This window comes from Metallosphaera cuprina Ar-4, assembly GCF_000204925.1.
GTDB classification, from domain to species: Archaea; Thermoproteota; Thermoprotei_A; order Sulfolobales; family Sulfolobaceae; genus Metallosphaera; species Metallosphaera cuprina.
Window position 1 is genome coordinate 1,385,862 of the sequence record NC_015435.1, and the last position, 21,055, is coordinate 1,406,916.

The 21,055-nt window shown below is 41.2% G+C and carries 23 protein-coding genes; 12 read left to right on the plus strand and 11 right to left on the minus strand.

All coding sequences use genetic code 11. The features are described from left to right. The first annotated feature begins 8 nt into the window (after positions 1 to 8). On the plus strand, positions 9 to 464 hold the full coding sequence (locus tag MCUP_RS07195; RefSeq protein ID WP_237697981.1) for a PadR family transcriptional regulator: 456 nt from the start codon (positions 9 to 11) through the stop codon (positions 462 to 464). On the opposite strand, the gene MCUP_RS07200 is transcribed toward MCUP_RS07195, so the two are convergent. The 3 genes from MCUP_RS07200 to MCUP_RS07210 all read right to left on the minus strand — a co-directional run bounded on the left by MCUP_RS07200 (position 443) and on the right by MCUP_RS07210 (position 2,443). Then, on the minus strand, positions 443 to 982 hold the full coding sequence (locus tag MCUP_RS07200; protein WP_013738132.1) for a thiamine-phosphate synthase family protein: 540 nt from the start codon (positions 980 to 982) through the stop codon (positions 443 to 445). The two genes, MCUP_RS07195 and MCUP_RS07200, sit on opposite strands and share 22 nt — an antisense overlap. Positions 983 to 1,205: 223 nt before the next feature. Next, positions 1,206 to 1,589 (minus strand): DUF1634 domain-containing protein, encoded by a 384-nt coding sequence (locus MCUP_RS07205; RefSeq protein WP_013738133.1) that lies wholly within the window; start codon positions 1,587 to 1,589, stop codon positions 1,206 to 1,208. Further along, positions 1,589 to 2,443 (minus strand): sulfite exporter TauE/SafE family protein, encoded by an 855-nt coding sequence (locus tag MCUP_RS07210; protein WP_048057585.1) that lies wholly within the window; start codon positions 2,441 to 2,443, stop codon positions 1,589 to 1,591. The genes MCUP_RS07205 and MCUP_RS07210 overlap by 1 nt, the downstream gene beginning before the upstream one ends. Before the next feature lie 142 nt (positions 2,444 to 2,585). Between MCUP_RS07210 and MCUP_RS07215 the strand changes: the two genes are divergently transcribed. Further along, positions 2,586 to 2,849, plus strand: coding sequence for a hypothetical protein (locus tag MCUP_RS07215; RefSeq protein ID WP_013738136.1), 264 nt, complete (start codon positions 2,586 to 2,588; stop codon positions 2,847 to 2,849). Between the two features lie 78 nt (positions 2,850 to 2,927). Here MCUP_RS07215 and MCUP_RS07220 read toward each other — a convergent pair whose 3' ends face one another. Beyond that, on the minus strand, positions 2,928 to 3,842 hold the full coding sequence (locus MCUP_RS07220) for an AbrB/MazE/SpoVT family DNA-binding domain-containing protein (RefSeq protein ID WP_013738137.1): 915 nt from the start codon (positions 3,840 to 3,842) through the stop codon (positions 2,928 to 2,930). A 121-nt stretch (positions 3,843 to 3,963) separates the two neighbouring features. Further along, on the minus strand, positions 3,964 to 4,974 hold the full coding sequence (locus tag MCUP_RS07225) for an FAD-binding oxidoreductase (RefSeq protein ID WP_013738138.1): 1,011 nt from the start codon (positions 4,972 to 4,974) through the stop codon (positions 3,964 to 3,966). A gap of 35 nt (positions 4,975 to 5,009) precedes the next feature. Between MCUP_RS07225 and MCUP_RS07230 the strand changes: the two genes are divergently transcribed. Both MCUP_RS07230 and MCUP_RS07235 read left to right on the plus strand, forming a co-directional pair. Beyond that, positions 5,010 to 6,392, plus strand: coding sequence for an FAD-binding oxidoreductase (locus MCUP_RS07230; protein ID WP_013738139.1), 1,383 nt, complete (start codon positions 5,010 to 5,012; stop codon positions 6,390 to 6,392). After that, a complete protein-coding gene (locus MCUP_RS07235; protein WP_013738140.1) occupies positions 6,383 to 7,384 on the plus strand; it encodes a (Fe-S)-binding protein in 1,002 nt (333 codons plus the stop codon). Before MCUP_RS07230 ends, MCUP_RS07235 begins: the two co-directional genes overlap by 10 nt. Here the strand turns inward: MCUP_RS07235 and segC are convergent. Beyond that, a complete protein-coding gene (segC, locus tag MCUP_RS07240) occupies positions 7,355 to 7,837 on the minus strand; it encodes a SegC family DNA-binding protein (protein ID WP_013738141.1) in 483 nt (160 codons plus the stop codon). The two genes, MCUP_RS07235 and segC, sit on opposite strands and share 30 nt — an antisense overlap. A 135-nt stretch (positions 7,838 to 7,972) precedes the next feature. Here segC and MCUP_RS07245 point away from each other — a divergent pair, with 135 nt between their 5' ends. After that, positions 7,973 to 8,635, plus strand: a complete 663-nt coding sequence (locus MCUP_RS07245; RefSeq protein ID WP_013738142.1) for a ParA family protein — start codon at positions 7,973 to 7,975, stop codon at positions 8,633 to 8,635. Next, a complete protein-coding gene (locus MCUP_RS10150; protein ID WP_013738143.1) occupies positions 8,628 to 9,437 on the plus strand; it encodes a hypothetical protein in 810 nt (269 codons plus the stop codon). The genes MCUP_RS07245 and MCUP_RS10150 overlap by 8 nt, the downstream gene beginning before the upstream one ends. A 348-nt stretch (positions 9,438 to 9,785) precedes the next feature. Here the strand turns inward: MCUP_RS10150 and MCUP_RS07255 are convergent, their stop codons facing one another. After that, the gene (locus MCUP_RS07255; RefSeq protein WP_048057769.1) at positions 9,786 to 10,853 is read right to left on the minus strand and encodes an NAD(P)/FAD-dependent oxidoreductase; all 1,068 of its coding nucleotides are present in this window, start codon (positions 10,851 to 10,853) and stop codon (positions 9,786 to 9,788) included. A gap of 72 nt (positions 10,854 to 10,925) precedes the next feature. On the opposite strand from MCUP_RS07255, the gene MCUP_RS07260 reads away from it, so the two are divergent. The 3 genes from MCUP_RS07260 to MCUP_RS07270 all read left to right on the plus strand — a co-directional run bounded on the left by MCUP_RS07260 (position 10,926) and on the right by MCUP_RS07270 (position 12,851). After that, positions 10,926 to 11,417: an NTP transferase domain-containing protein gene (locus MCUP_RS07260; protein WP_237697982.1), complete on the plus strand. Its 492-nt coding sequence runs from the start codon at positions 10,926 to 10,928 to the stop codon at positions 11,415 to 11,417. 19 nt (positions 11,418 to 11,436) lie between these two features. After that, positions 11,437 to 12,159, plus strand: a complete 723-nt coding sequence (locus MCUP_RS07265) for a DUF1614 domain-containing protein (protein WP_013738146.1) — start codon at positions 11,437 to 11,439, stop codon at positions 12,157 to 12,159. A 284-nt stretch (positions 12,160 to 12,443) separates the two neighbouring features. Then, positions 12,444 to 12,851, plus strand: coding sequence for a DUF3211 domain-containing protein (locus MCUP_RS07270; RefSeq protein WP_048057770.1), 408 nt, complete (start codon positions 12,444 to 12,446; stop codon positions 12,849 to 12,851). A 162-nt stretch (positions 12,852 to 13,013) separates the two neighbouring features. On the opposite strand, the gene queC is transcribed toward MCUP_RS07270, so the two are convergent. Both queC and MCUP_RS07280 read right to left on the minus strand, forming a co-directional pair. Then, positions 13,014 to 14,402, minus strand: coding sequence for a 7-cyano-7-deazaguanine synthase QueC (gene queC / locus MCUP_RS07275; RefSeq protein ID WP_013738149.1), 1,389 nt, complete (start codon positions 14,400 to 14,402; stop codon positions 13,014 to 13,016). 90 nt (positions 14,403 to 14,492) lie between these two features. Then, entirely contained in the window at positions 14,493 to 16,715 is a 2,223-nt protein-coding gene (locus MCUP_RS07280; protein WP_013738150.1) for a DEAD/DEAH box helicase, read from the minus strand. Between the two features lie 35 nt (positions 16,716 to 16,750). Between MCUP_RS07280 and MCUP_RS07285 the strand changes: the two genes are divergently transcribed. Together MCUP_RS07285 and MCUP_RS07290 are read left to right on the plus strand one after the other, a co-directional pair. Next, on the plus strand, positions 16,751 to 16,966 hold the full coding sequence (locus MCUP_RS07285; protein ID WP_013738151.1) for a hypothetical protein: 216 nt from the start codon (positions 16,751 to 16,753) through the stop codon (positions 16,964 to 16,966). Between the two features lie 162 nt (positions 16,967 to 17,128). Continuing rightward, positions 17,129 to 18,967 carry a 4Fe-4S dicluster domain-containing protein gene (locus tag MCUP_RS07290; RefSeq protein WP_048057587.1) on the plus strand — a complete coding sequence of 613 codons (1,839 nt, stop codon included), beginning with the start codon at positions 17,129 to 17,131 and terminating at the stop codon, positions 18,965 to 18,967. A 106-nt stretch (positions 18,968 to 19,073) separates the two neighbouring features. On the opposite strand, the gene MCUP_RS07295 is transcribed toward MCUP_RS07290, so the two are convergent. Next, positions 19,074 to 19,613, minus strand: coding sequence for a MogA/MoaB family molybdenum cofactor biosynthesis protein (locus MCUP_RS07295; RefSeq protein WP_048057588.1), 540 nt, complete (start codon positions 19,611 to 19,613; stop codon positions 19,074 to 19,076). Positions 19,614 to 19,660: 47 nt separating this feature from the next. Between MCUP_RS07295 and MCUP_RS07300 the strand changes: the two genes are divergently transcribed. Continuing rightward, positions 19,661 to 20,314: a hypothetical protein gene (locus MCUP_RS07300; RefSeq protein WP_148230919.1), complete on the plus strand. Its 654-nt coding sequence runs from the start codon at positions 19,661 to 19,663 to the stop codon at positions 20,312 to 20,314. On the opposite strand, the gene MCUP_RS07305 is transcribed toward MCUP_RS07300, so the two are convergent. Further along, a complete protein-coding gene (locus MCUP_RS07305; protein ID WP_013738155.1) occupies positions 20,220 to 21,029 on the minus strand; it encodes a hypothetical protein in 810 nt (269 codons plus the stop codon). The genes MCUP_RS07300 and MCUP_RS07305 overlap by 95 nt on opposite strands. Positions 21,030 to 21,055: the final 26 nt, after the last annotated feature.

The window sequence follows — 21,055 nt, forward strand, 5'->3', positions numbered from 1 at the left end:
TTATGAAGATGAACTTAGAGAGATTGCGTCGTGGCGTCTTGCGATTCCTGATATTAGATGCGCTCAATCTAAGGCCCATGCACGTTTATGAAATAATGAAGACTATTGAAACTAGATTTAATGGAGTTTATAAACCGAGCCCAGGATCAATTTATCCAGTTTTAAAGAGCTTAATCAAGGAAGGCTCGGTGACAGTAGTCGAGAAGGATGGTAAAAAGGTTTACAAATTGACTGAGGACGGAGAGCAAAAGTGGGCTGAGGCTAAAGCTCACGTTAAGCACTTCTTCTCAAACACGAATTATAGAAGATTGGCCTCAGAACTATTCGATTTAAGCCTTGTATTATATAACTATAGGTCTAAACTTGAAAAACCGGAAGTATTTCATGACGTTGACTTAGTTTTGATGGAATGTAGAAAAAAGATAGAGATGATCCTTGAGGATCATAACAAAGAGGTCAGTTGAAGAGCTTTATTCACAACCTCTTGAGGGGTCTTACCTAACACGAATAGTCCCGGCTCCTTTCCAAGATCTCCCTTATCTACAATGAACTCTGGTATCCTTCCGAGGTCACTAAACGCTTTTTCAATCATGAAGTTCATTGTTTTCTTCTCTAACCTTTTTCTCTCAGCGGGCTCAGTCGTCCTATCAAAAACGTAAGGATTGAGACCGAAGAATTGTGGGTAAAGCGCTAGATTCATCGCGCTTCTAATGTTGGGATCAAACTTCATACTCGTTAAGATGACCCTGGCTATATGGTCTGATGCTCCAAACGCTGGAGGAAGGCAATATATTACCTTGTTGAAGGCCACAGTTAATCTGCCAGGTATTGCAGCCACGTCATAAGTGTCCTGCGCGTTCACTAAAGCGTATCCTACGTTTGTCCTAATCTCAGGAATTAACAAAAATGATTTATCATTGGAAACGAAACGCTTAACGGCCTCTTCAAGGTCACGTAGAACCTGAGCTCTCTCTTCAATCATAGGGAAACCTAGATTATCTGAATCATAAAACTTACTAGATCTTTGCCAATTTCTTTCGAGTTAACGCATCGATTGAGATAACTATATTGAGCGGTACCAGGACTCTTTCCATTTCAAACATTTCAACGGGTTAATCTTCATCCACAGATACGTTAAAAGTTCCCGGCAGGTCACTTCAACTTTCGATAAACCTAGTTAAGGTAATGAAATTCTAATATATCTTTTATTTTATGATATAATCAGGGACTATAAATATAGCTATAAGTATGTTAATCAAAACTATAAGTGAAAGTATCGTATAAAGCAGATCTCTGTTCTTAAGGAAATCTCCAATTAGTAAAATTACCCTGATAATGGGTGTGGCTATAAGAACAATTAATCCCAGATAAACGAATGAAAGGCCATCCAATTTCTGAACTCCTTGTACAACCTTCTCAGGAGTGGTGGTTGAAGTGTTGATAAACGAGTGAACGTTACCTATCTGCTCTAGTGTGAATCCCTGAGCTCCATCATGAACAAATATAAGGACCACCCCAATAATGATCAGAAGTATGCTTGCTACGACCCCCACGATGAGAGAGTAACTTATAACGTCCTCTACTTCCATTATAACACCCCCAATCCTCTTAGAATCATCTGCACGCCTAGGAATCCTAGTATAATTAGAAACACTGCTCTTATTCTCTTGTTCTTCATCCTTACTAGAACTCTAGTTCCAATTAGTGACCCCATTAAGACACCTATCGCAGTTGGAGCCGCAAGGAACGGTTGTATGTAACCTAGGGCCCAATATATCCCGCTACCCGTTGCTGCAGTGACTCCAATCATAAAGTTACTGGTAGTGGTTGTAACTTTCATCGGGAGGTTCATTGCGTAATCCATACCTATAACCTTGAGAGCTCCTGAACCTATACCCAACAAACCAGAAATGAAACCTGCAAAGAACATCACAATGAGACCCAACCACCATCTTACCCCCCAGTACTTAACCGTTGTGTTATTTGCAGGATCGAAGTATTCACCGTATAGATTTAACGCTTTAGTGGTCCAGTCTGGAGGTTTAGGTGTGGGGAACTCTCCCTTCATCTTTTTCAAAGTAGGATAAATTGAAAATAGGAGGACAATTCCAAATATGATGTAAACTAAATACTGCAAACGCAGTGAGTAAATGTATGCCACAGTTAACGATCCGACTATAGATCCTGCTGTCGTGGCTATCTCAAGGGAAATACCTATCCTAACGCTAGTTATCCTTTCCTTTACGTAAGCTGAGGCTGATCCACTAGAAGTAGCGATTGTGGAGATCAGACTTGAGCCCGTGGCGTAAATTATGGGTATTCCTAGGTAGAGTGTTAGGATGGGAACCAAGACCGTACCTCCGCCGAGACCAGTGAGTGAACCAAGGAAACCTGCTAACATGCTAAAAATTAATATCGATAAAAAAGTTAGTATGATACTCATACTGATCACAGAGTCTAGGGGCTAATGAGTTTTTAAAACCATTCGTTACCTTATTGTCCAAAGGGTTTCATTGGTTGAGAAAAACACATTTGAAAGAACTATAAAACACACCTTTAATTAGCTTTAATGTGCATATTATGATATGAACGGAATCAAAGCTGGCTATCTTAAGTTAAAGGAATTAGTGGGTGACGCTTGGGCATTTAAACAAGAGGACCAATATACGTTAGTAGGTGTAAATCAAGTATCGTGTAAGGAGAAAACGAAGATAGTCGACGCGGTATTGAACGAAGTCTATAAGTACGGAGATGAGTTTTATATAACCGTTCTACTCTTAAGTATCGAATCGTTTGAGAGGATAAAAGGATCCTTAGGAGAGGATATTACTAACGAACTAAGAGAATAGTATCGCTCATCGAAGGTACATTAACATCTACATTGAGAACGATTCAGATCCTAGTTTGGCTTTCTGAGCGGTTTGCTTTTATGCGAAATCGTAAAGCCTAACGCTTTTGTTAACTGCGTTATCCATCATTGCTATGCAGTATGAGCCCATTCTGACCATTTCCTTACCAGCTTCAGTTTTAGGAGCTCCCTTTTCTAGCTCTCTAAAGCCCTCCCTAACTTTCCCCATATTAGAGAGATCCTCAGTTAAGAACATATTTGTAGAGATTAAGAATATTTCCCTTAGTTTCTCAAAAAATTCAAAGATTTCGTTTAGCTCCTCTTGACTTATCTCCCTCAGGAAAAGCATTAGATGAGTTATGAACCTGCCGAGGTCCCTGAGTGCGACTGCAAAAAGTATGATATCTTTTGGATATATGTGAAAGTTAACTTCGTCATCCCTTTGAACCCCTACGGCTATCATCCTTACTAGGAGTCTATAATCCTTATTAAGTATGCTAACTCTTGCTAGTAGATCCTCTCTCATCTCATTTGTAAAGTTCTTAAAGAGAAGCTCAACGTCTCCCAAAATAGTCTCAATTTTTTTCACAAACTGTCTCATCGATTCTATCAAGTCGTTTGAGACGCTAACGTTAATCCTAAAGGAGATGCTGTCGAACGTTTCAGTTTCGATCTCCAATCCATAGCATTGAAGTTGCAACTCTCTTAACTCTCTCTTAACATCCAATGGTATTACAGAATTTGACTTAATGACTATTCTGTTAAGACCTTGCATGTAATAGGTTATTACAAGGTATTTCGTGCTTTCAAGATCTTTAAGTTCAATAACTTTTTCTAGGGTCGGTTTGATAGGAGGTCTTATCTTAAGGCCGTCATATACTTCGTAAACCTTTAGCTCACTTTTCACATCCAAGTTCATTTTCCTGACCCAATCACTAGGCAAGGAAATTATGTAGCTACCTCCCTTGATCTTTTGTAGTCTCCTCTTATCCATATGGTTATTTACAAAGATATTTATTTAAAAGATTATGTATTAGATTGAATCTATTATATATGGATATATAAAACTAACAACAAGAATATGGAGTTCTAGGTATCCATCGAAAGAAGTGTCTTTATATTAGAATATCATTTGGATCGAGCGCACTCTTCAAGATCTTGAACGTTTCGCTTTGCTTAGGGAGGCAATCTCTATAGCATCCCTTCTCCCCTATAACGTTGTAACCTTTCTCCCTCAGAGCTAAGAGATCTTCTCCATTGTATATTCTAGAGTAACCAGATCCGAAAAAGGAAACAATGCACTCTGCATTTATATTTTGCGTATTTTCGAGTTCTAATCCCCTTACCGTAATGATAGAATAGATAGTGCTTCCGCTGCATTTAGGGATATCGGCCTGTCGATATTCTTGTACTACTTTCCTAACGTAGCTTGAATGGCCTGAGAACCACGCTATGGCCCTCTCCTCACCCTTTCTATAAATTGTAATACCAATCGCTCCCTTCGATATGGCCTTCCAAATTTCACTAACTTTGATTTGTGCTGGAAAAGTTTCCTCTGGCTTCGGTATCACTTTCAATGTTATCTCAAGGTACGCACCCAATTTACCAAGGGCCCCAGACATAGCTTTCCAGATCTTATATCCGGAGGAGAACTTTGGAGTCCTATCTCCAGTCCTTATGATCTCTCCTAGTCCGGTAACGCTCTTAGCACCGATTAACCAATCTCTAGGATATCCATAAAAAAGGCTGTAGTGGAACGGAAAGTTTAGAGAGGAGAACCCTCCAACAGTCCCCGTATGATAGAATGGTATCCATAATCCAGACTTATCCAAAGCTCTGACGAGGTCTCTGAAGGGAGTACCGGCTTTAACCCTAACGTAAAGGTCTGATTGAGAGCTTTCTAAAATTCCAACCAAACCTCTCGTGGATACGAGTAGATCGGCGTTTACTGGCTCTCCTATATGGTTCTCTCCCGTACCTATAACGTGGACTTTTATTTGTCGCTGGTTAGCTAACTTAATCACTTCCTTGAACTCGAGCTCACTTTCGGGTTGAACTAGGACGGATCCAGACTTTTCTTTTATTTGTCTCACCTTAGTCACTTTCTCTAGCTCATCAATCCACATTACGTTTTATTACTGAAATGTGATTATTTAAAGTGATGAACGTAGAGGAAGGATTAGCGAGTATCGTAGGAGAGAGATGGATAGTTTCTGGCGACGAAAAGAAGCTCTACGGATTTGACGGATTTACTGCGATTAAGGGAAGTCCTTCACTCGTAGTGCTTCCCGGTAACGAGGAGGATGTCATTAAAGTGGTACGATTTCTCTATGACAATAACGTGAAGTTCGTGTTCAGAGGAAGTGGAACTAGCTTGAGCGGAGCTACAGTTCCCCTACATGACGAAGTCGTCATCAGTATGACCAGACTCAATAAGGTTCACTTTCAATCAGGTCTGGAGATAGAAGTAGGTCCAGGTATAGTAAACGCCTTGGTTACAAAGAATGCCCCTCCTCACTTGTTTTATGCCCCTGATCCATCTAGCTTTAGCGTCTCGTCAATAGGTGGTAACGTTTCTCACGACTCAGGCGGGATTCACGTAGTAAAATATGGACCGACCGTAAATAGCGTTATCTCGCTAAAGGTGATACTACCCAACGGAGACGTTGAGCAGATAACTCATGAACCTTTTCTCTCTTCCACTCCAATTTTCGTTGGAGCAGAAGGTACGCTAGGAGGAATACTTAGAGCTAGACTTAGGCTATTCCCAAGACCTTCTTCAAAAAGGGACGTTTTCGCGGTTTTCAATAGCGTCAAGGAGGCGGGAGAGGCAGTGGTAGAGATCTTTAAGGCCGGTATTATACCATCAGCTCTTGAGATGATGGATGGTAACTCAATATGGGTCATTGAAAGAAGTAGATACAAGGCTGGTATACCTGAGGTGAAGGCGCTACTCCTTATTGAGTTAGATGGCAGCCAAGAAGCTGTCGAGGAGCAAGTCTCCCTTATAAACAAGGTCTTGAAGGGAGCAGGCGGTGAGTTGATACATCCAGAGGACGGAGGACAAAAGCTCTGGAACGCTAGGAAGGGCGCTTTTCCTGCCATGGGTGTGATAGCCCCTGCTTATCTCACTCTCGATTGTAATGTCTCGAGGAAGACGCTCCCAGAGGTCCTCTCTGGAATAGAGAAGATAGCAAGGGAGAGGAAGGTTTTCATAGCCAACGTGTTTCATGCAGGAGATGGAAATCTTCACCCACTAATCCCCTATAATCCAGACTCGTTGGAAAGTTTGAAGCTAGCCTTAGACACGAGTTCTGAGATAATGAAACTGGCGTTGAAGTTAGGAGGCGTCCCATCAGGGGAACACGGCATTGGGATAGAGAAACTGAAGTTTATGAGTCTATATTACTCTGAAGAGGAGTTAGAGGTGTTCAAGAGAGTTAAGAAAGCGTTTGACCCCAAGAACTTGGTAAACCCCTGTAAGCTTTTAGGAGGATGTAAGTCCAATAACGATGTGCTGAGGTGGATGTGGGAGTGGGATTAGAGGACTCTTGCGTTCACTGTGGATTCTGTCTTGAGTCCTGTCCAACTTATGTTGTGACTAGGTCAGAAATTCACTCTCCTCGTGGAAGGATAGCTTCAGTGAAGCTGGGTATATCAAGTGTGGGAATAGAGACTTGTATGTTCTGTAGGAGATGTGAAGCAGCTTGTCCTAGCGGAGTTGAATATGGGAGATTGATTCACTTAAGGAGAGAGGAACAACCTTTAAGGAAGGCCATGAACTTGCTAATGGAGAGACCGAAGTTGGCCTATAGGTTGCTCAAAGCCAGTAGTGGCCTGAACTCGTCTTTGATAAAGAGGATTAGAGACTTCATACCGTCTGTTGATTCACCTCTAGACTATAGAGAGGATAATCCAAACGTTCTACTGTTCCCTGGTTGTCTGATGGCGTTATCGTTCAGAAAGACGGTAGAGAACGCACTTCGTTTTATCAAGTCAAAGGGTTATAAGGTTGAGATAGTAAATGGATGCTGCGGTCTTTCTCATTATAGTGAAGGAGAGAAGAAAAGAAGTGAGGAGTTAATCGGAAATTTGAAGGAAAAGTTCAAAGGAAGGAGAGTGGTGTCTCTATCCTCCAATTGCTCAGCGCACATGAGGGAAATGGGCCTTCAAGTGGAGGATTTCTCGGAGTTCGCTTTGGCACATGTAAATGGAAGAGTCAATATGACTGTAACAATCCATGACCCGTGTCACGCCAACCTAATTGGATTAACCAAAGTCACGAGAGACGTGATGAGGAAAGTGGGTATAAAGGTAGTTGAGATGGACGAACCCTCCTTTGAATGCGGGGCTGGAGGAGGGTACTTCCTTTATCATCCTGAGATCTCAGACGAAGTGATGAAAATAAAGGCCGAGAAAGTCAAGAAGAGCGGAGTGAACCTGGTTTTATCAACCAACCCAGCTTGTTCCTTAGCTCTAGCTTTTAAAGGATTGAAACCAGTTCATTTAGCCGATATTCTGGGCGAGAGCGCCTAATATCTCCTTTTTTGCTAAAAGTTGCTCTCGCTCAATTTCGTATCCGTTTTCTACGAAGACCTCTATCATTTCGTCCTTTATCTCTGGTTTTACATAGACTCTCGGGCAGTCTCTCACCTCTTCAAGGTCCTGAAAGTCCTTTCCTATATTCGACACCTTAATTGAAAGTCCCCAATCGCAACCAATACAAATTTGCCTTTTGTGGGGCCTAGGAATTAAGTAAAGTCCAGCCCTAGGTTGGACTATTGAGCCAGAGGGATGGAACCATTTCACGGCTTCTAAACCTAACCTATAGAAGCCGACTCCTATATTCCTCTTTGCAGTAGGGCAGTTTAGCTTACTTGCCAAGTACATCCCAGCTATTTCATCCGCTTCCAACTCCCTTCCTATGATAAGCTTAGAGAACCAATTGGCTCTGAAGAAGGACCTAACGAACTCCTGTTGTATGTACATGCTTTAACTATTTAAACAAGAGATATATATACATTGAGGTAGCTTAATTTATATTTATTATTTTAACTAATTTATGTTAATTATCGTAATACTAGTTCCACACCTTATATAGAGTATTCAGGGAATAGTCTAGACATGATTATTACAGTTATTAATCAAAAAGGCGGTGTGGGCAAAACAACAACGGCAGTTAATTTAGCGTATGGTCTGTCTAAGCAAATGAATGTAGGTCTTCTAGATATGGACCCTGAGGGTGGAACATCTTTCTCATTCGGAATAAGGAGAGATAAGAGAGAGTTCCCTCTAGGCGGTAAGAGCATCAACATCTTCAACATTGAAGTCTTTCCAGCTCATTTAGGACTGTTAAAGCTGGAAATAGGTGGAGAAGTAGAAGACGTGATGAAGTCAATCGTCAAGATCGCGGAAAGTTTTGACGTCTTAGTAATAGATACGCCCCCCAATTTAGGAACTTTAGCCGTTGCCTCTATGGTAGCTGCAGACAAGATATTATCTCCTGTAACTCCTCAACCTCTAGCAATTGAAGCGGTAAGAAATCTAGACTCTAGATTACAGAGTCTAAATAAGAAAGCAGTAGCGTTTACTAGCATGTCAAAGAAGCCTATAGATGTGGAATTAAAGGCAGTAAAGTTCCTTCAATTGTCCATACCTCAGTCTAGACTGTTCTCGGAAGCGTCTAAACTGGGCGTACCAGTCTCGAGATACGAGGAAATAAGACTGAGGAGACCTAGAATTGAAAAACTTTACGAGGAGTTGGGAAAGGTGATTTTAAGTGAGTGAACTCGATTTTTTACTTAATAGAAAGAAAAGGGATGGTGGGGTCCAGGGAGTAGACAACTCTCCTCAGAGGGTAGACAACAGGGTCCAGGGAGTAGACAACTCTCCTCAGAGGGTAGACAACAGGGTCCAGGGAGTAGACAACTCTCCTCAGAGGGTAGACAACAGGGTCCAGGGAGTAGACAACTCTCCTCAGAGGGTAGACAACAGGGTCCAGGGAGTAGACAACTCTCCTCAGAGGGTAGACAACAGGGTCCAGGGAGTAGACAACTCTCCTCAGAGGGTAGACAACAGGGTCCAGGGAGTAGACAACTCTCCTCAGAGGGTAGACAACAGGGTCCAGGGAGTAGACAACTCTCCTCAGAGGGTAGACAACAGGGTCCAGGGAGTAGACAACTCTCCTCAGAGGGTAGACAACAGGGTCCAGGGAGTAGACAACTCTCCTCAGAGGGTAGACAACAGGGTCCAGGGAGTAGACAACTCTCCTCAGAGGGTAGACAACACCATAGACTCTGGAGCTGACAAGTCTCCTATGATATCCCTAGAGAATCAAAACGTTAAAAGGGATCAGAGATTAGAGGACGAGGAATTAGAGCTAATGAGAAAGTTCTTGGATAAAGATCCTAAGATAGGAATATGGAGTTATCCTAGTTATGTTGTGCTACAGTATCTTTTCAACACGAGACCTGGCTTTAAGATAAGCAAAGTAGCTAAAGAAGCTCTAGAAATAGGTATGAGGCAACTTTTCCCAGATCTATATACCAAGGCGGAGCTAATTACTAAACAGAGAGGTTTAGTAAAGTAGATTCAATTTATCTAAGGAAGATTTGTGCTTAGAACCTAATCAGCTTAACAACTATACTTCAAAGTCTCTCGATTTTTATCCATGAGAAGGTTCCTGAACTTTACTCTTTTACCACTTGTGAAAAGCAGTTCAAGAGATGCCCTTAGACGCTATAAGTTTCTACCCTTAATATAATTAATGATCATGAGAAAATAAAGCTGTCAGAAAAATTTTGTGATTTAATATTATAGCAGTTATAAGGAAATATATCCTCCAGTCCTGCATTCAAATCATGACAATCTGGGGGAAAACCTCCAGCTCTTAAACTTGAATTCCTGTCCTCTCTACTCTAGACTCTTCAGAACATCGCTAAGGTATCAAACCTTTTAAGGATGTCCAATACAAACGAGTGAACATCCTCTTCATTTCATAAAACATGTAGGAGGCTCCATATATTCCACTTTTCTGGAAGTTCATTCTCACAAGGTATCCCTTTGTTTCACCCGCATAGACTGCACATATCGCACTTCCATCATAGATCTTTTTATTTCCGCCGTGAACGTCGTTTAGAATGTTCTCCGAAACTATCTTAGCCTCATAATGAGCTTTAGCTCCAGTTTTAGGCGGTGTTAATATATTGTTAGCGTCTCCAATAACGAAAACGTTATCATAATCTCTATATTTTAACGTCGTTCTATCCACAGGGATGAAACCGCTTTTATCAGCCAGCTCCTTAAACTCCTCAGGTACAGTTACGGGCGGATCTATTAAGGCTAGATCATAAGTTACTTTTTCTCCGCCTTCTGATTCAATGATCTTGTTTAGTTTATCTATCTTTGCTATCTTGAAACCTCTCTTCACGTCTATGTTGAGTTCCTTTGATCTTCTTCCGAAAGCTTCAGCCATGGGCCTTTGTATCTCAGGAGGACTTGTTACAGGATTTAAGAGGGTGATCTTAGTTTTAGGGAACTTCTCTCTCAACAGAAAGCCGAACTCGAATGGAGCAGCAGGGCACTTTATCACACCTGTGTATCCAATGACTATGGATTCTCCAGAGAACGACGCAATGTTTTCTCTTAAGATCCTACCGTGCTCTAACGTGTGCCAATCTAATGCCCCGTCTATTTGTTTACTCACCACTCCTGGGGAGAGTATTAAGTAGTCATAGCTTAATTTTTCTCCATTTACTAAGACCGAGTGCTCTTCAAGTAAGACTTTGCTAACCCTTCCTTTAATGCGTTTGGCGGAGAGTACGGAGTCTAGACTTTTCACTATAGACCTCTCGTCTTCATTTCCGAGAGAGAAATCAACTATTCCAGGTTGGTACAGATGTGCGTCTAACGGTTCTACGACGGTTACGTCCAATCCTTTCCCAGATAACCTGTTTGCGGCTACGATACCTCCGTTTCCTCCTCCTACAACGATAACCTTTTTCATGATTAACATACTTTATTCTGAAGAAAGAATATTTAAGATAATCCTTAATTATTCAACTGATCTAAATTGAAATTGCCGACCTCAATCATTATGGCTGGAGGAAAGGGGACTAGGCTATCACCTTTTAAACCAGTTCTGGAGGTATGCAAAAAGCCCATGATAAGATGGGTCATCGAAACGGCATGGGATTTCTCTGATCAAGTGTTCATCGCTACAACCAGAAATCACCCAATAGAACCAATGTTGAGAACCATGGATGCCAAGATATTGTACACCTCAGGTTATGGGTACGAGGTTGATGTGTTAGAGGCAGTCTCTAGAGTCGAGAGACCAACTATTGTCTTCCCAAGCGACGTCCCTCTTATCCCCAAAGATGCGATAAATCTTCTCATTAGCGAATGCAGATCGTCAATCTGTTCATTGCTTAGCAGATCAGAGTTCATTGGAGTAAGCATTTGGAAAGGCTTAACGTTAGATAATTACCAGTCCGTAACTTATCCAGGTCTTATAATCAATGTTAATACGAAAGAGGATTATGAGAAAATAAATAAAAATTGTCCTTAATAATTTCTTAAGATTCCATTTGAAAAGGATATTAATAGTTTCCCCAGTCAGAGGTTTAATGTTGCCGATATACGTCATTCTTAGCCTTCTGCTTCTTATCATATCAATAAACTATTTCAAAGATATACTAGTCTATGCCGGTCTTCCCTCCGGAATAGGTTACGCATTAGCGGTCGAGATTTCTTTCCTCAGCCTTATTACCAGCTCGTTGAATATAGTCGTGAAGGAGTTTAAGTCACCTGCCATCGTTCCAGAGTACGAGGTCATGTACGTATTCGGATTTCCTATTTACATACCTAGATTAGAAAGGTCTTACGTTACAACTCTATTGGCATTTAACGTGGGTGGCGCTGTCATTCCTTTGTTATTATCTCTAACCTTACTTTATCTTCTGCCACACAAGTTACTTATTTTGCTTAATATAATAATCATGATAATTATATCAAAGTCGTTCTCAAAGGTAGTTAACGGGGTGGGTGTGGTGATGAACCCTCTAATAGCTCCCATATTTTCTGTATTAACAAGTTATCTTCTCTTCTTTAATGACCCTCTACTTATACCTACCTCAGCATACGTTGGTAGTGTGATAGGAACTTTAATTGGGGCGGACCTGCTCAACATAAGGAGGATTCTAGAGGCTAGGCCTCAGCTGATAAGCGTTGGAGGAATGGGAACTTTTGACGGAATATTCATTTCAGGGTTGCTCTCAATTTTCTTAGGTCAGTTAATATTGTCCATATAATGAAGTTCATTTTAATCGCTTTTTAGTTTTAATTTAATGTCCAACTAAAAACCTTAAGTTAGTTCGTGGCATGAGTGTCAAGGTAGGAAAAGGCTTCCACGTAATAGGATGGTAGTTTAATATAGTAGATCAAGATAGTAGAGAAGTCCCCTTAAGACTAGTATCTTAGCGTTTCAATTATATCCCTATTACCTTATTCTTCAAGAATTCATAGATTTTCCAAAATATAAGAAAACCATAAACTTTTTATCTAGATATCTCATATGAGATTATCGAGATTTATAATGATTAAATCGATAACTGTTCCTACATCTCACGATCCTCAGTCCTTATTTACAATCTTGTCAGACCCTGTTTTCGTTCTCCCGAGGCTATTCCCTCCTATAAAACAGGTTAATTTAGAGAAAGATTCGTTTAACGCTGAAGGTAGATTTATGTTAATGAGATTTTCCATACATGGAAACGTCCTTAAGGGGAACAACATAACTTACGTATTCACGTTAGGCTCTGGGAACGAAACAGGTAACGGGAAATTGGCAATAGAGTTACAAAAAGGTTCAGTTTCTCTAAGATTTGAGTATGATGGATGGATGGAAAGAACGTCAGGACTATTCATGGGCAAGTGGTTCACAGGGTTCGGAAGTAAGCTCGACGAGGAAGTCAGACTAGAACGAATAAAAAGGAAGATCTAGAAAGCCACTGATCACCTTAATCTAGGTTAACTCTCTACTGCTCCGGGTTATCTTTGGTATTGCTATGATTAGGAAAAAATGATTGCGTGAAGGGGACATTTGGGATTACAATCGTTATGTTATAAGTTCATTAATAGCAATCATCATTTATTTAGGTTAGGATCAATCTTGATATTCTATCGGATCCTTCACACCGTTGATCTCAAACGCGGTCTTCCTCATGTAACAAGGCCCGCATCTCCCGCAATGCTTTTCGCCTCCTTCATAACAGCTCCATGTCAAATGTAACGGAGCTCCTATATCTAGGCCCAATTTAACTATCTCGTGCTTCACCAAATTTCCGACAGGCATCACTATGTCAACTCTCTTATTGGGTCCAACTGCATAAGGAGATAGTCTTTGGAACATCCTCACGAACTCCATTTCGTTATCAGGGTAAGCTCCTGCCTCCTCCAAGTTTATCCCTGAGACGAGAGTATCGTAACCTCGCGCTTCAGCTATTGCCATAGCCACTGTGAAGAATATTGAGTTTCGTGCTGGCACCCACTCATGAGCGAATTCCGCTCCCTCCTCACCTTTCCTCTCCTTTACTATTTCTCCTCCCGCTTTCAGTAATGGACTCTCACCTATGAGGGTAAACACGTCAGTATTGACTTCAATGAGATCTACGTTGAGGTAAGAGGCAATTTTTCTAGTAGCTTCCCTTTCTCTCTCCTCTGCCTTGTGATGATAGTTGAAGTGGAGCAGCGTAACCTGATAGCCATCTTTTACCATCTTAGTTGCAGCGACCGTAGAATCTAGACCTCCACTTGCAATCACAAGTGCTCTCCTCTTCGGTTTGTCGTAAAGGCTCAAAGTCCTAAACTCTTTTTTGTTTGAAACCTCAACTACGCTATAAGGTTCTAATTTTCTAACGTTGACTTCATCGAAGGGCTGGACATCAAAGTAATCGTCTAAAGATGTGAAAAAGATAGCTCTAAGTTTGAAGTCATAAGCCATGTATATGGGCTTGAAGTTCTGAGCGAGGAATATTCTGTCAGGTTTAAGCCTATCTCCTATTACTAGTGCGTAACTTCCCTTCAGTTCTTTTAGGGAATTACGTAATCCTTCCAGAGAGCCGTCCCATTTCTTCTCAAGAAACGGTGGTATGATCGCACTATCTATCTTGGTCGTCCTATTGATTTCGTATTTTTTCTCTATCTCCATGTCATTAGCAATGATGCCGTTATGAGTTATTACGAACCTATTTCCAACGAAAGGTTGAATGTCTTTTTCAGTTTTGAATCTTACAAACTCAGTTGTAGGCTCGGCCCTATTGTTAGCTACGATTACCCTAGTCTTCTCGGATACAATTCCCTTGAGCTTCTCTTGGTTCTTTGATGGCCTGCCTAGGGACTTAACTTGATTCACGGAGCCATCTACATTTATTGATACTATCCCGAAACTGTCCCTTCCCCTGTCCTCAGCTTTAATTAGAATAGAACTGAGTTTACTCTCTACGTCAAGGTACGTACTAGGATCTAGAATTAGAACTCCAGTAACGCTGCACACTTCTAATACCTAAAAGTCTGACCGCTTTTACGTTTTAACTTTAACTCAGCGTTTTGTGATCTAGTGTCTCGACGTCATACCCTTAAGGGTCTATCTGACGCTCTTACCCTCTATAGGAGAGTCGTCGGCTTCCTCACCTTTGATAACGTAGTCTATTAACCTCAGTGACTTCTTACGTGAAAGGACTCTATTGTTATTTCCGCAGTACGGATCATAGACACATTTTGGGCAGCCATCTTCACAGTCACATCCCTTCACTATGTCCAGGGCTATATCATAGGCTGACTCAAGACGACTATAGAGCAGTCTAGATACCCCGTTTCCTCCCACACTCGAATCGTATATTACCACGTGTCCTGAAGGGTAACTGATCCCTGACAGATCGGTCAACGAAGCGCCAGCTACAACTCTTCCGGCTGATATTAATACGTGTTCAGTTGCATGATAAGCTTCCATAGAGGACAGCAGGTCCCAATCATCCATTGCTGGATGCTTTATAATTATACCCTTAGTATTATACGTGAACTCGATTGGGTTGTCGTATTGGACCTCATTCACCGGTTTTTCCCTTTTGGAATAGTAATCGTAGACAACGTAACCTGTAACAAATACAGTAACGGTCAACTCACCGTATTTAGCTGGTAACCCAAGGACCTTCCTAGACTCTGTCTCCTTAAACTCCTTTATGTCAACAGAGTAGAGGGGCTTGGTGTAATATCCTTTATCTTGTTCGATCTTAACTACTCTAGCTTCTAGACTTCTGAGGTCTAGACTCTTCACCTCATACGTCCTTTTTGACACCATGTATAGTGACCCTGGGTAAAGATCATAAAGAGCGGCAGGTAGCTCTCTTTCTCCTATTTTCCTTTGTTCCACTACCTTAACAATGGGACCGGAGCTCCTCAGCGAGCTCTTACGCACAAATTCCCTTGTGCTAGAGGTGGAATAGTATACTTTGTTTTCGCACGCTATTATCCCTTCCTTCTTCAACTCTTCTGCCGCTCTCCTCCACAGATCTGGAAGAGTGTTCATATTCACTCCTAACTTTTCTAGGATAAAGGCAGCAGTGTGTACCTTTAGGACCTCCATGTTGCTGTTGTCGAAGGTTATAGGTGTTAATTTCCGGCTAAAGAACTCACTTGGTCTCCTAAGGAAATAGTTATCTATAGGACTATCACCTAACACTGTAAAGATCAGACCTAGTTTGTCTCTTCTTCCGGCCCTTCCAGCTCTTTGAATGTATTTAGGATAACTAGGAGGATTTTCTGCCATGACCACAACATCAAGGCTACCTATATCTATTCCTAGCTCAAGCGTTGGAGTGGCAACGACTCCGTGAAGTTCACCGTTCCTTAACTTCTCCTCCACCTCCATCCTCTCCTTTGGTAATATCCCAGCTCTATGCACAGCAAGATTAGCACCGAATCTTTCTGCTATCTTGGCAAGCCTCTCGGCCATCTGCTGCGAATCCACAAAAACTAACGTCTTAAGACCTTCCTTAACTAGGAGCCCCGCTAGATAGGACGATAAAGTCCATCTACTTACACCCTTCGAGTCGATCAAAGCATGAATTGCCATCCCCCTTCTTCTATTTACTCCCCTCACTATCTTTCCATCTACACCAAAGAGTTCGTTAAAGAGTAGGGGAGTGGCCTCAATTGTTCCGCTTGCTCCTATAACGTGAATCGGACCGTTCAGCTCTCTAATTCTATCTAGTATCCTTCTCAGATGCGAACCTAAAACGCCGTCATAAACGTGCATCTCGTCTATAACGTAATGGTCAGCCCCCCTTATCACTTGTCTGAAATTAGGAGAGAGCGCTAAACCCACGTGTATCATATCCGGGTTAGTTATCAATATTTCCGGAGGGTCTTCGTATATCTTTTGTCTCTTGGCCCTATCTGTATCCCCATCAAGAACGTCGACCTTTATCTCAGGTAAGAAATTTAGCAACCAATTTATTCTACTGAGTTGATCCCTTGCTAACGCCTTAGTTGGATAAATCAAGACCGATCTTTCACCTTTTAGGGCCAATTCTAGAAGGGGGATGAGGAAGGCCTCAGTTTTTCCGGTTCCCGTACCCGAAATTATCGCTACGTTCTCACCATTAAGAATGGAACTGATAGATTCGTATTGGTATTTGTAAAGTCTCTGAATGCCGAGTTTTTCAAGCCCATTTACTATCCTTTTATCGAGGTTAGTATCATCTAACGGTGGCCCGATCTCTGGATCTAAAGCCGTTTCGGTATAAACGTGAGCTATTTGAGCGCCAAATACCTTTAGAGATTCTGAGATCTTATCAAGCACTTGCATGGACTTTATTATCTCTCATAAGGAGGATAAAAGTTATGCCAGATATTGTCACTGACGAAAAGGGATTGGTATCTTTTCTTGCAAGCCATAAGGGTGAAGATAGACTCACCGTAGTTATTAATGAAGCTGTTCTCAGGGTTTTAATTCCCGTGATAAGGAAATACGATTACGCTCTTATCGACGCTGAGGACCTTCCAAACAAGTTCTTTAAACTCACGTTAGAGTATAGGTCCACTCGTAGGGGGGATTAAAGCTTCTCAGGGAACACAAAATTTTATTCTAGAAAGTTAATATATTCTAGTGTTTCTTTCTTAAGGTTAACCTTATTTCAACTATATTAAATGATTTGATAAAAAACATGATATCGCAAGATAGATGAAACGCATTTATTCCCGCAATTATAACAGTCAGCAATGGAAGGGACAATCTTTTCCGCCATCTCGAGGACCAAATTGGTGAGCAAGCCAAAGGAAGTAATTCATGTAAGGGGAACTCAAGACTTAATGAACGGGGGTACACCAAGATACGAGTACTTTAGGGGAGAGGAAGGGGAGAGAGTACTTGACTTCACCGACTTTAAGGGAGTACAGGACTTAGGAGATAAATTAAAAGTACTTCCTGGAACTCCTTGGAAAGATTTACTGAACTACAATGTGGAAGTGTACGGATTAGAGGACGCTTCAGTTGGGGGCTCTGTACATTTTGAGGATGCAGGTTTTGGATTTAATGAGTTCGGTTCAATAAGGAAAAGAGTAGAGGTCGAAGCGGTAATTGACGGTAATACATACACGGGCTTTTACAAAGGTGGGCTTATTTCATCGGTTTTTATAAGAAAGGAGTTTAAGCCGATTCTATTCATGAAACTAGAGAGGAGTTTCAACTTCGTTATAAATAGGGTGAAGCTATTATACAGTGGAGGGATCCCACCATTTAGGGACGTAACGCTCCACAAGGTAGGTGACCTTGCCTCACTTTATGTGTCTTTTCCAGAAACTAGGAAAACTTTACTTGAAGATAAAATTAAGGACATGTCAGAGTCGGGGCCTTACTCATTCAAAATGGGAAACTACAAGTATAGGTATTTCGGAAGTATAAACACTCTAGAAGTGGACGAAAGGGCTTTCTCCAACGTCGAAGAACTTATCATGTTCATAAGAAAAGACAGTATAAAATTCGTAGCCTTATCAAACACTCCGCTCTCCTTTCCCTACAGTCTCGAGCCTTACTCCGATTCGAACTCAAAGGAGCTATTTTCAGGATGCATATTGTGTGGTAAGTGCGTTTATGTTTGTCCTCACGTTGAACAGAGGGATGATAAGAATTACTCACCTCTAGGATTCTTTATTTCGCTAGCCTTAAACAATCAGACCGACTACGCTAACTGCCATTTCTGTGGTAAATGCGAGAACGTATGTCCTGTCTCGTTAAATATTGTAGATAATTTGAAACAAAAGGCAAAAAACAGTGAGGTTTCAATGAGCTTATCTATAGATCTTCCAAGCAAGAAGGCTATAGTTATTACACCTATCTCGCAGAGCCTTCTTAACGAGGCGTTAAGAGTTATAAAATACTTCAATTCACTGGGTGTTAAGTTAGGTCTAATTACTCTGAACGTTCCACTCTCGTCCTTGCTCAAAGGATCGAAAGTGGAGATCTCGAACACAATAGAGGAAATTTACGTGCTTACCCCAGAGGAACAGTACTTTTTACTTCAGTCTAAACCCAAAAACGTCGTAGATGTGTACTTCGTCTTTGATTTGCTTCCAGATGAGAAGAGGAACCTAGTACTTTCTAAAGAAATTCATAAGTCATGCTTTTATAAATCTAATATTAAGGGAAACAATAAATGTAGTTTTGCTCTCCTTGAAATGGCTAATAATGAAAGGTCAGCTAACCCTAAGGCGAAAGGCGAGATCTCAGTTTGCCCGCTAGCTGCTAAGAAATTGAATATAGCAAGCTACGTCGATGTGTTAGACGATGTAGATAAAAACGATACAAACAAACTGGTATTAGAATTAAATGATCTAATTAACGGCAACGAGTTATTAATACAAGATCTAAGCTGGTACGAGGGATTAGATGATAATATAAAAATAGATTTTATTACAAGACTAATAGATTCCTTTATTAAGGATAAGGACCCGGCATCGTTAGTTCTGGCGTACGTCGAAGCGTCAAGGAATAACTTGATAAACGATGAAAAGACGAAGAGAGTTTTCCTAGAAAGGATAAGGAACAGCTTAGCAAGTTAAATTCAGGAATTAGTCTATGATTATTGTGAAGCTCACATATGCGCTCAATTTAATAAAATATTTCAGAGGTCTTAGAAAATTTGACTTAGTATCTCCTATTGGGCTCTCAACTCGAGTTGGCTAGATACACCAAGTGAGGGGTTTCAGGAATTATTAACTTCTCCATAGCGAGTCTTACTGCGTCTGGGGAGCCAGGAAGCATGTAAACTAATTTCCCTCTTACTATGATTGCGCTCGCCTTTGTTAGGAACGAGGCGGGACCCACTTTGGGATCAGCAAAGCTTACGGCTCTAAAAACGTCTCCAAAACCCTCCACTTCTCTATCCATTACTCCCCTTAAGCTCTCTACGGTAACATCCGAAGGTGCGTAACCTGTGCCCCCTGTAGTCACAACGACATTGACGTCTTCTAGAAGTAAGGCATCTATAACTGCCTTAAGGATCTTTAGCTTATCGTCCGGGACTAGAGAGTAACCTTTGAGCTCGTGTCCGTTGGAGATTATGATCTGTTTTATTATATCTCCTGACTCGTCCACTACGGGCTCTCTCCTTTGCATTTTCTCATATCTCGAAGTGCTTATCGTGATAACAAAAAACTGGAGCTTTTTTGGGGCCATCTTTCTGTGACTCTCGTGCGCGTGACTCATTTGAATCAAGTTAAATAAGATCCTATTTATAAAAAATGTGGAGAAGAATGAGAACAGTGTACTCTACAATTTTTGGGATCATTCACTCTATTTCTGGAGTTTTGGCTCTGATAAGTCTACCCATCGCCGGTCTAGGTATTGGTTCACTACCTAAAATCTCATCCATAGTAGGACTGTTTTTGGCGCTATATTTCATATCTGGTGTCGCTATGGTTTACGAGACCTATGTTGTAGTCATGGAGGCGAACTCGATATATACCTCCTCATCAGAGAGATTCAAGGCGTACATAGAGTCCCATCCGGTCAACTCTCCCGTCTACCTTTACGGCTATCAGAGCATCTCGAACTTCAGTTCGCGGAGGGAGAACGGTGTTAAGCTCATGATAGTTCTCCTGATATTCTCCATCGTAAACGAAATACCTTTACTAAATATAATCCCCTTAGTGTATTACATAGGAAGGGAATACGGAAGGATCAGAAACTTGTTAGTATTACAAAGTCAATTAGGGTTTGGAGGGGGCTACTTCCCTGATACTGCAGGTCTTGAGTTGGCAACTATTATTACTAACGGTTTAACGCTAGGTGTGCTAACTAAAAGGCTGATTCTTATTTCCCAAGCTCTACTATCTTCACCTCTTCAGCAAGGTCCAGGTCCAGGTCCAGCATATCCTCCCTATGGAGGAGGCTCCCCTTCACCATAAGCGTAGTTCCTACGGGTATCTCCGTAAACCTTATCCTGAAACTAGTCAACGTTATTCCTAAGGAGGTCAAATACATAACTGGAAGGGAGAAGGGCTTCTTCGCTTCAGTGATTTTAATGGTCCCTTCAAATCTTTCTATTTTCTTCACTCTTCCGAAATTAATACACTCTACTATCTTAAAAGTATAAGGGACGCCCTTATACATCCCTTCTAAAACTCTTCTAGATTTAAGAAGAGAGAAGTCTCTAGAGTCTAACGTCTCTAGCTCGGATTTCTCCACGCTAGTTAAGGGATCCGTAATTCCCTTCTTCCTTAACTCCTTAAGGATAAAGTAATTTCTAGGATCGGTACTTAACAAATCGAAGTCGTTCCCTGTCCTTGAATAAAGGTAACTTCCAGTTACTCCGACGTTGTCAAAAAGTGAGATAAATTCAGATAATTTCGCATCAAGCGAATCTTTTTTCAAAGAAAAGGGATCTAGAATCTCGCTCTCGCTTAAGGGAACTAAAGGAACTTCAAACCCTATTTCCTCAAGGTATCTGAGATAAGATGGAAACCTTTCCCTTACTATCCTCAATTCATCGCTCATTCTCTTTACCTTTTTCCCCATGACGTATCTTGGTAGAGCTATGGCATGACCGGGAGGATGAAAACATCCTTTCACTGACCACACTATCCCATTGTGAACTATCATGTAGCCCTCAAATATCTGCATAATCTTATATCTACCAACAAGATCAA

Coding starts and splice junctions, on each gene's coding strand:
- MCUP_RS07300 (WP_148230919.1), top strand. CDS start 19,661: ATGAGAACAGTGTACTCTACAATTTTTGGGATCATTCACTCTATTTCT.
- MCUP_RS07280 (WP_013738150.1), bottom strand. CDS start 16,715: ATGCAAGTGCTTGATAAGATCTCAGAATCTCTAAAGGTATTTGGCGCT.
- MCUP_RS07270 (WP_048057770.1), top strand. CDS start 12,444: ATGATTAAATCGATAACTGTTCCTACATCTCACGATCCTCAGTCCTTA.
- MCUP_RS07245 (WP_013738142.1), top strand. CDS start 7,973: ATGATTATTACAGTTATTAATCAAAAAGGCGGTGTGGGCAAAACAACA.
- MCUP_RS07295 (WP_048057588.1), bottom strand. CDS start 19,613: ATGAGTCACGCGCACGAGAGTCACAGAAAGATGGCCCCAAAAAAGCTC.
- MCUP_RS07200 (WP_013738132.1), bottom strand. CDS start 982: ATGATTGAAGAGAGAGCTCAGGTTCTACGTGACCTTGAAGAGGCCGTT.
- MCUP_RS07195 (WP_237697981.1), top strand. CDS start 9: ATGAACTTAGAGAGATTGCGTCGTGGCGTCTTGCGATTCCTGATATTA.
- MCUP_RS07285 (WP_013738151.1), top strand. CDS start 16,751: ATGCCAGATATTGTCACTGACGAAAAGGGATTGGTATCTTTTCTTGCA.
- MCUP_RS07230 (WP_013738139.1), top strand. CDS start 5,010: ATGAACGTAGAGGAAGGATTAGCGAGTATCGTAGGAGAGAGATGGATA.
- MCUP_RS07255 (WP_048057769.1), bottom strand. CDS start 10,853: ATGAAAAAGGTTATCGTTGTAGGAGGAGGAAACGGAGGTATCGTAGCC.
- MCUP_RS07290 (WP_048057587.1), top strand. CDS start 17,129: ATGGAAGGGACAATCTTTTCCGCCATCTCGAGGACCAAATTGGTGAGC.
- MCUP_RS07210 (WP_048057585.1), bottom strand. CDS start 2,443: ATGAGTATCATACTAACTTTTTTATCGATATTAATTTTTAGCATGTTA.
- MCUP_RS07220 (WP_013738137.1), bottom strand. CDS start 3,842: ATGGATAAGAGGAGACTACAAAAGATCAAGGGAGGTAGCTACATAATT.
- MCUP_RS07225 (WP_013738138.1), bottom strand. CDS start 4,974: ATGTGGATTGATGAGCTAGAGAAAGTGACTAAGGTGAGACAAATAAAA.
- MCUP_RS07205 (WP_013738133.1), bottom strand. CDS start 1,589: ATGGAAGTAGAGGACGTTATAAGTTACTCTCTCATCGTGGGGGTCGTA.
- MCUP_RS07305 (WP_013738155.1), bottom strand. CDS start 21,029: ATGCAGATATTTGAGGGCTACATGATAGTTCACAATGGGATAGTGTGG.
- segC (WP_013738141.1), bottom strand. CDS start 7,837: ATGTACATACAACAGGAGTTCGTTAGGTCCTTCTTCAGAGCCAATTGG.
- MCUP_RS07215 (WP_013738136.1), top strand. CDS start 2,586: ATGAACGGAATCAAAGCTGGCTATCTTAAGTTAAAGGAATTAGTGGGT.